Annotated in this window: 7 protein-coding genes; 4 read left to right on the forward strand and 3 right to left on the reverse strand. The window is 56.8% G+C overall.

The window, feature by feature from the left end; translation table 11 throughout:
* The first annotated feature begins 121 nt into the window (after positions 1-121).
* The 4 genes from HY298_25740 to HY298_25755 all read left to right on the forward strand — a co-directional run bounded on the left by HY298_25740 (position 122) and on the right by HY298_25755 (position 4,553).
* Positions 122-1,171, forward strand: coding sequence for a tyrosine-type recombinase/integrase (locus tag HY298_25740; GenBank protein MBI3853661.1), 1,050 nt, complete (start codon positions 122-124; stop codon positions 1,169-1,171).
* 610 nt (positions 1,172-1,781) lie between these two features.
* A complete protein-coding gene (locus HY298_25745; GenBank protein ID MBI3853662.1) occupies positions 1,782-2,663 on the forward strand; it encodes a tyrosine-type recombinase/integrase in 882 nt (293 codons plus the stop codon).
* The gene (locus tag HY298_25750; protein ID MBI3853663.1) at positions 2,660-3,574 is read left to right on the forward strand and encodes a tyrosine-type recombinase/integrase; all 915 of its coding nucleotides are present in this window, start codon (positions 2,660-2,662) and stop codon (positions 3,572-3,574) included. Before HY298_25745 ends, HY298_25750 begins: the two co-directional genes overlap by 4 nt.
* Positions 3,561-4,553 carry a tyrosine-type recombinase/integrase gene (locus HY298_25755; protein MBI3853664.1) on the forward strand — a complete coding sequence of 331 codons (993 nt, stop codon included), beginning with the start codon at positions 3,561-3,563 and terminating at the stop codon, positions 4,551-4,553. Before HY298_25750 ends, HY298_25755 begins: the two co-directional genes overlap by 14 nt.
* Positions 4,554-5,019: 466 nt before the next feature.
* Here the strand turns inward: HY298_25755 and HY298_25760 are convergent, their stop codons facing one another.
* From HY298_25760 to HY298_25770, 3 genes are all read right to left on the reverse strand, one after another.
* Positions 5,020-5,382 (reverse strand): hypothetical protein, encoded by a 363-nt coding sequence (locus HY298_25760; protein MBI3853665.1) that lies wholly within the window; start codon positions 5,380-5,382, stop codon positions 5,020-5,022.
* On the reverse strand, positions 5,379-5,684 hold the full coding sequence (locus HY298_25765) for a hypothetical protein (GenBank protein MBI3853666.1): 306 nt from the start codon (positions 5,682-5,684) through the stop codon (positions 5,379-5,381). The genes HY298_25760 and HY298_25765 overlap by 4 nt, the downstream gene beginning before the upstream one ends.
* A 37-nt stretch (positions 5,685-5,721) precedes the next feature.
* Positions 5,722-8,279 (reverse strand): relaxase domain-containing protein (locus HY298_25770; protein ID MBI3853667.1); only part of this gene is annotated, 2,558 nt, incomplete at its 5' end.

Raw genomic sequence — 8,279 nt, forward strand, 5'->3', positions numbered from 1 at the left:
CAGTGGATTCTTCAGTGAGTGACGAACTCCGTCACCATTCGAGTGAAACTGAAGTAACTCGCCGACAACTCGCTAACGCGGGCGGATCGTGGCGGTTCATGCTCACAACATGAATCGAAACATGAAGAATCGTTACCGGGTATTCCGCCGTGGCTGGGGCACCTACTACTGCGAAGACCTCGTTACCAAGAAGCAGACCACCCTCAAGACTCGCGACAAGGACGAAGCTTATCGTCTGGTTGCGGCCCAAAATGAAAACGAAGATGCGCCTGCGTTCAGTCTGCATCTGGCGCGCGTGTATTGGAAAGCGGGCGATCCCGTGGCCGCCCAACGAACATGGCAGCATGTCATGGACGAAATCCCCAAACTCAAAACTGGCGAAACGCAACATCGCTGGTTGACCGCCATCAAAGACAAGGCGTTTGCTTCCCTCCGCAATCTCGTCGTCCTCGAAACCCAAGCCGAACACTTTTTGAAAGTGTTGGAGAACGGTTCGATCTCCACGAACATTTATTTGCGGCGCATTCACAACTTCGCCTTGGATATGAACTGGCTGCCGTGGCCGGTGCTGCCGAAGAAGCGTTGGCCCGCCATCAAATTCAAGGACAAACGCGGCATTACCCTGGCAGAGCATCTGACTATCGTTAGCCGTGAATTGAATCCTGAACGCAAGGCGTTTTACCAACTCGCGTGGCATTTGGGCGCGGCACAATCGGACATTGCATTTCTTGAGGCGGAGAACATTGATTGGGAACACAACGTCATCAGCTTCGCGCGTAAAAAAACCGGCTCGATTGCCTTGATGCGGTTCGATGAGGAAATGGCAGAACTTCTGCGTTCGTTGCCAGACAGCGGCCCGCTGTTTCCATATCTCCGAACGGTGCGGGCGGGCGACCGGGCGACGGAATTTCATCAACGATGTGTCGGCCTCAAAATCAAGGGCGTCACGTTGCACAGTTACCGATATGCCTGGGCGGAACGGGCGAAGACCGCCGGTTATCCCGAACGCTTCGCACAGGAGGCACTCGGCCACAATAGCAAGGCCGTCCATCGCGCGTACGCCCGCAAAGCCAAGGTGGAACTCCCATCGCTCGGAGAATATGAGCGGCAGCGAAAAATGTTTGCCGAAGGCAAGATTGCGGAACCCGTGGTGCAAATCGCCAACGCATAAGGAGGACGACATGCGTATCAATGGCCCTGAATTCTTGCAGCCGGTGTTTGATTTTCTCGACGGCATCGTTCGTGACTATGGCGACATCCTTTTCATGCTGTTCACGTATGCTGCGATTCCGTTCCTTATCGAAAGCTTTCGATAAGGAACGTTATGCAAAGGTGGGAGTTATGCGAAGTTCTCCGTTGAGCCAAGCAAGGCGAGGGGTGCAATCGTGGCGCGAATCGCCTCGTCGATTGTATGGCTCGGCTGCGCCTGTCAAGGTTGTCCGCAGAAGAGACGTGCGCTGCGCGCCGGGTTTCGTCTGGCGGCTCCACCTTGACAGTGCTCGCCGAGCCGGGGGAGCTTGGCGATTAGGATTTCGCGCCGGGACTTGTGGCCAAATGCTGAAAGTGAGATGATTGCGAATAAGCCGCCTGTTGCCGAAAAAGCGTTGCCGCTGGCTTGGCCTTGAGTTAAGAGGAAGGGTAGCGGCGTTATGCAAACTCAGCGGCATTTGCCGAGCGACGCGATCAAGCAATCCTCCAAGACAGTCCCAGCCCGCCGCCGAATCGCGGTCACCCGACTTTGCATAACTCCCCAGTCTCGACCAGGTCCAACGATTGCCCAGTTGATTGCCGAATATGACGGGCACATGGAGCGGGTTTGTGGTTTTGCTATCTCGACCAGGCGTCTGCGCCGACAACACGGCCGTGACCTGTTGAAATGGCGTTATGGCACGAGGCGAGTCCACCTGCTGCAGTTAAGCGCCAAAGATCTGACGAAGTTTGTAACCAGCCGGGTCCCAGACTTGTCACCGGGATCAAGGCACGTGATGACCGTCAGTCTGCGCAGTTTCTGTCGGTTCTTGGAGTTCTCAGGACGCATCCGAGTCGGGCTTTCTGGTGCCGTACCGCGTGTGGCAACTCCGCCACCCGCGCAACCTCCAAAGACGCTGGACTTCGATCAATGGCAAAGATTCCTATCACATTTTCCGCGGGTCACTGCCATTGGCAAGCGGGACTACGCTATTGCTCTCTGCCTGTCGAAGCTGGCGTTACGGTCTCATGAAGTAACCGCCTTGACTCTGGATGACATCAATTGGCGGGCAAGAGCGCTGCGGTTAGGCCGGACCAAGCAGCGGCGGGAACGGCTTTTGTCCATGCCCGACCCGGTGGCCAAGGCCATTGCGAGTTACCTCAAGCAGGGGCGTCCGCGCACCGCGAGTCGCGCACTCTTCGTGCATCACAAGCTTTATGTGGGGCGCCCGATTAGTACGTATTGCGTACGAGGCCTGATTCGGCGCGCCTTTGAGCGATGCGGGATTGCCGCCCGTGGAACTCACATCCTGCGGCACACGTGGGCCGCTTACGCCCACCGGCGCGGTGCCAGTCTTAAGTTGATCGCAGATGTCCTTGGTCACAGTTCCTTGCAAACCACGTTGCGTTACGCTCATGTCAACCTCGAAGAACTCCGCCAAGCCGCTCTGCCTTGGCCCAGTATAAGGAAATGAAACTGACGATGCTTTCCCGAGCACAAGCCTACCTCGCTTATCGCCGAGCCCTGGGCTTTAAACTCGACAGCGAAGGGTGCCGACTCCTGAACTTTGCTCGCTACGCCGATGGCTTGGGTCATCGCGGCCCCTTGACCACTGAATTGGCGATACGCTGGGCATGCTTGCCGCGAAAAGCAGAACGCCTTTATTGGGCTCGGCGCTTGGAGAGCGTTCGCAGATTTGCCAAGCACCTTCTACTGACTGAACCCAGAACTCAGGTGCCGCCGCGCCACCTGTTTGGCCCGGCCTATCGCCGCAATCCCCCGCACCTTTACAGCTCGGCGGAAGTTCAACTATTGCTACGCCGAGCCGGTCGTCTGAAGGGCGGGCTGCGACCGCGCACCATCCAGACCTTGGTCGGCTTGTTGGCCTGCACCGGACTGCGGATCTCCGAAGCGCTGAATTTGAAAACAAGCGATGTGGACCTGGAGCATTTGGTCGTGGTCGTTCGCGAGAGCAAACGTGGCAAGCGCCGGCTGGTGCCACTGCATCCGTCGACGCTTCCCCCCTTGCTGGCTTACGCACGTCGTCGACAAAAGCTTTTTCCGCTCGCGGAGCACTTCTTCGTTTCCAACCGCGGTACTGGCCTGACCTACACTGTGGTGAGGAGATCGTTCATTCAATTAAGAGCGGGCATCCCGTATAGCCGGCGTCCACCTCGGCTGCATGATCTTCGTCACCTGTTTGCGTGTCGGGTTCTGCAACGCTGGCAGGCCAGCAAAAGAGGCGCCGTCCATCGACTTGCGATATTGTCCCGTTTCCTTGGACACACTCAGATTCGAGACACTTACTGGTACTTCAGTGCGTTTCCACAATTATTGACCGAAGCCCTCGGCCATTTCAAATCGCCCGACCATGACCACACCTGAATTAACTCCCTGGCTGCAACGCTTTTTTAGCGAATACTTGTCTGCGCAACGTAACGTGAGCCACGCCACGATCACAGCCTACCGCGACACCTTTCGCCTCCTGCTGAACTATCTGCGCAAGGCCCACCGTCGCTGCAGTCATACTCTCCCATTGGAGATCCTCTCGTCGGACACGGTCCTTCGCTTCCTGGACGATTTGGAACGTCAACGTGGCAACACCATCCGAACGCGGAATGCACGCCTGGCAGCCATTCGTTCCTTCGTGCATTACCTGAGCGACTGGCTGGGGCCGGAACTGCCGGTCTGCGTGGCGCGCATTCTTGCGATTCCGTTCAAGCGTTATGTCCAGGTGATGAGCGGTTTTCTCAACCGCCAAGAAGTGGAGGCCATCTTAAGCGCGACAACTGACACGTGGACTGGTCGTCGAGATCATCTCCTGTTTCTGCTCCTGTACAACACCGGCGCACGAATCTCCGAAGTTCTGGCCTTACGGGTGATGGACATCGGGGCAGGTGGCAAGCAAGTTCAGGTGTTGGGCAAGGGACGCAAGCAGCGGAGCCTTCCCCTGTGGCGTCAGACCCAAAGGGGATTGCGCCAGTGGATTCGAGAGAATCGATTTAACTCGGAATCCCCACTGTTGCCGAACCGCTTTGGACAACGCCTGACCCGCGCTGGTGCTGCCTACCAACTCAAGCAACTGGTCCGACGAGCATCGCTTAAACTGCCTGCCCTGAGGCAGCGGTCCATCTCACCTCATACGTTTCGGCACTCGATGGCCATGGGGCTTTTGGAAGGAGGCATCACCACGGAAGTCATCGCCCTGTTCCTTGGTCACGAAACTCCCAAAACCACTCACCTTTACATGGAAGCAAGCTTGGCTATGAAGAAGCAGGCTTTGGAAAAGGTGTCCTCGCCGAAGAGCAAGAGAAGTTCATTCCGGCCCGATGACAAGCTTCTCCGCTTCCTCGAGAACCTATAATTATGTCAAGTTCTCCAGTCGCGTTCCCCTGTGGCCACAAGTCCCGGCGCGAAATCCTAATCGCCACGTCCCTGGCTCGGCGAGCACTGTCAAGGTGGAGCCGCCAAAACAAAACCCGGCGCGCAGCGCCCGTCTGTGGTGCGGACAACCTTGACAGGCGCAGCCGAGCCATACAATCGACGAGGCGATTCGCGCCACGATTGCACCCATCGCCTTGCTTCGCTCAACGGAGAACTGCGCATAACTCCCACCTTTGCATAACGTTCCTCATTTGGGTGTTGTGCGGCGGGTTGCGGCGCAAATTGCTGGCGGGAAAGCGCGGCACGAATGTTCCGTCTGTCACCGTTATTTATCTACCGCTCGGTTTGTCACGACCGCCACCCGAACCACTCCCTCCTTTAATTGGACAGGACTACGAGCCGCCTGGTTGTGAACATGACTGCGATTGTTATCGCGACTGAAAAAATCAGCGATGACCGTTGCGGGAATAACGCGGCTTGGACTTGGCCGCGTTCTTTCCCCGCCAGTACTCGTAAACGGCGTTGCGGATTTTGCACAGGCGTGAAAGTTCACCCGCCAGTTCCAGGACTTGGATGGAAGCGAAATACTTCACCGCGTTGGGTGGTGGGTCGCCCAGCGGTTTGAGCAAGCCGACGCCAATCAGCACCGGAACGTCATGCTCGGCCAGGCCCAGTAGAACGGCGGTTTGCTGTATGTTGAGCATAGCCGGCAGTCGCCGCAAGTTGAGCAGTTCCTTGGCCTGCGCGGAAATGAGATCCGGTTTGCCATTCCCCTTTGCCGCAAGTGCTTCATTTACTTCGCGATTCATGGTGTCTCCTTGTTAAAATCGATGACTACGGCGGCGACATGGGTTTTCAGTGCGGCCGCGTAACGCCGGTCAGCCGCCTTCACAAATTTCAATTCATACTTTTGGATCGCCCGTTCAAGTGATTTTAGACCACTGCCAAACACAGTGACTTCACCCGTGGCAAAACAGATCAGCAACTGTTCGGGCGGCGCATCGGCATTCTTGTCCAGAACAGGATTGGGGATCAGCTCCGCATACAGGAATTGCGCGTAAGGCAACTGATAGCTGCGCTCATCGTCAGCAAACACGTTGAGCGTGGCCACAGTTGGATCACTGCCGTAACAGGGATTGTCGCGTGAGCTAGACGCTGATGCTTCGGCGGGATTGGCGTTGGTGTTCATAAGATGGTTTGCGGATTTGTTCGATGTCTCTGCGCTGCGAAATCCGTTGGCGGAACTGTTTCAGAAAACGATGACCGCGCTGCAAAACGCTCTGGAGGAATTTTCGGTGGTGAACGTGCGGGACAACTTCCACCGCCGCCAGCCGGGCGCTAGAATGAGTGACGTGCGAGCGGAGCAAATCGCTGTCGTCAGTGAAAATTTGACAGCGTTCGCGTCCGCGCGAGATACTGACGTAAAACTGTTCCTGATGGACGGCGGGCAACGAACGCGACGACGCGACGACCAGCACTTCATCCACCGTCTTGCCCTGGGCGGCGTGCGAGGTGACGGCGTAGCCGTGGGTGAACGCGCGATATTTTTCAGGAATTACCCGGCCATCGGCCAGCACGAGCGCGCCGCCTTGAATGGCCTTCACTTCCACCAACTCGCCATTCACAAATTTCTTCTGCCAGTTCGATTGCAGCAACAACTTGTCCCCCGTTGCCACTTTCAATTTCCGCTTCTCCCCCACGTCAAACAAGGCGGAGCCTGAACCCAAAGGGAAAACACTTTCGGAACCGTCCGCACGTTGGACTTTCAAGGCGTCGTGCTCGACGGCAACCACCGCAACCATTTCGCTTTTATCAAAACCAGCTTTTCGCTGGTGAAGCTGTATCACCATGCCGGGACTGTATTGCCGCGTGTCGCGCTTCAGCGCTTCCGTCCACGACAGCGAATCGAAAACTTGAAACTCCTTTTCATCGCCGGCCAGACGGCCAGACGTTTTCAACGCAGTACGAACTTTGTCCGTCACCGCCTCGATTTCATTCCACGTTGGCGCGACCAGCAACGCCGACTGGTTTTGCTTCAATGCTTTCAGATAGCACTGCGCGGCGGAGTCGTGAAGCTGGTTGTCGGGAAGTTCCACTACTGCCCCCATCCGTTCCAACTGTGCGAACGCTTCCGCCGTTCGTTTCTGCGCCGCTAGTTCAACCGCCTTGCGATACTGGGCCCGTCGCTGACGCCGGATGCGTGTCAGTTGACCGGATTGAAAATCCGAATGGTTCTCCAAAATCCGCAGCGCATCGCCACGGGCGACCGAAGCGTGCTGGCCGGTATCACCTGACAGCACAATGCGCGCGTCTCTGGCCATGTCAAAAATCCGTTTCATGTCGTCAATGCCCACCGCCCCGGCCTCATCCAGGACAACCAGGTGACGGGCGGACAGCACAGGTCTCGATTGCAACAAACTTTGCAGCGTCACAGCTTCAAAGCCCTCTTTCCGCAAGACATCCGTTGCTGCCGCTGTCGGCGCGCAGAAAAGCGGTTCAATCTTCGCTTCGGCGCAGGCGGCGACCAACTCGCGTAACGCCGTGGTTTTGCCACTGCCCGCCAGTCCACGCAGGCCGGTGATGCGGTCACTGGTGCGAAGGACATGGTAAATTGCCCGTTGCTGATCCTCGCCCAACCAGTCGGCGGGCCGGTAGCCGGGATGCAATGGCGCGACGGCATCACATCCGGCATTGACCGTCTGAATCAAATCCAACTCCGTTAACAAAATCTGCCGCGTGGAAAGTCCTCGTTCGGTTTTGATCAATTCCGCCGAATACTTCACCGCAGTTTTCAACGCTGGCAAATCGACTTCGCCCGGACGTTGCGACAGCGCCACGTTCAACAGTTCATGCTCCCGCACGACCGACTTGCGCTCGAACACATGGGCGACGGCGTGATTCAATGTTTGGTTTTCCAGTCCGGCGAGGTGCGGTTGACCAGTCCGTTGAACCGACGCCGAAAGTTTCTGCAACGCTTGTAATTCATCAGGCTGTAATTGCGCCAGTTGCCGTTCGCGCACTGCCATTGTCGAGATGCCCTTGATCTTTTTCGCCCGGCTCTGATGCACTGCATGGGAGATTTCATCATTGGAAAGTTTGTGCCCCAGCTTTTGTTCCATCTCCTGAACCACCTGGTCCCGTTGCTGCGCGCGTTTGGAAAAGCGTTTCAGGACATCCGGGTTCACACCCTCGATTTCAAATCCATGCTTGGCAGGAACGGTTTGATAACCAATGGCGCGGACTCTGCGGGCCAGTTCGTTCCGATAAACCGCCGTGCCGTAACGGATGGCGTCATACATTCCACCCGCTTGCAGGGCTTTCCAGCACCGTTCACTTTCGTCAAACGTGGCGTTGAACACCGTGAAATGCGTGTGCAACTGCGGGTCCAGTTCACGCGAACTGTTATGCACGAATGACGCGGCCACGAGATTGCCCGTTGTGCGGTCACGTTGATTGCCCTGCTTGCGGACTCTGGTTGCGGCGAAGGTTTCGAGTTCACGGAACGCAATGCGCGCGGATTCCTCATGGGCTTCGACCAATCGCTGATCGTCCAATGTCACCGCCAGCACCGATACGGATTTGGGCGGAGAGCAGGTGAAATCGTAAAACACCCGGCGCTTGTCCTCCTTCAGTTGCCGCTGCGTCATCCGTTCGCCGGTTGCGGGATTTCGATTTTCACACAGTGCATGAAATTGTTCGCGGGTAA

The sequence above is a fragment of the Verrucomicrobiota bacterium genome, from assembly GCA_016200005.1.
In the GTDB taxonomy this organism is placed as follows: domain Bacteria; phylum Verrucomicrobiota; class Verrucomicrobiia; order Limisphaerales; family PALSA-1396; genus PALSA-1396.

Excerpts from the sequence above, each read along its gene's own strand:
- HY298_25750 (MBI3853663.1), top strand. The coding sequence starts at position 2,660 with ATGAAACTGACGATGCTTTCCCGAGCACAAGCCTACCTCGCTTATCGC.
- HY298_25740 (MBI3853661.1), top strand. The coding sequence starts at position 122 with ATGAAGAATCGTTACCGGGTATTCCGCCGTGGCTGGGGCACCTACTAC.
- HY298_25755 (MBI3853664.1), top strand. The coding sequence starts at position 3,561 with ATGACCACACCTGAATTAACTCCCTGGCTGCAACGCTTTTTTAGCGAA.
- HY298_25760 (MBI3853665.1), bottom strand. The coding sequence starts at position 5,382 with ATGAATCGCGAAGTAAATGAAGCACTTGCGGCAAAGGGGAATGGCAAA.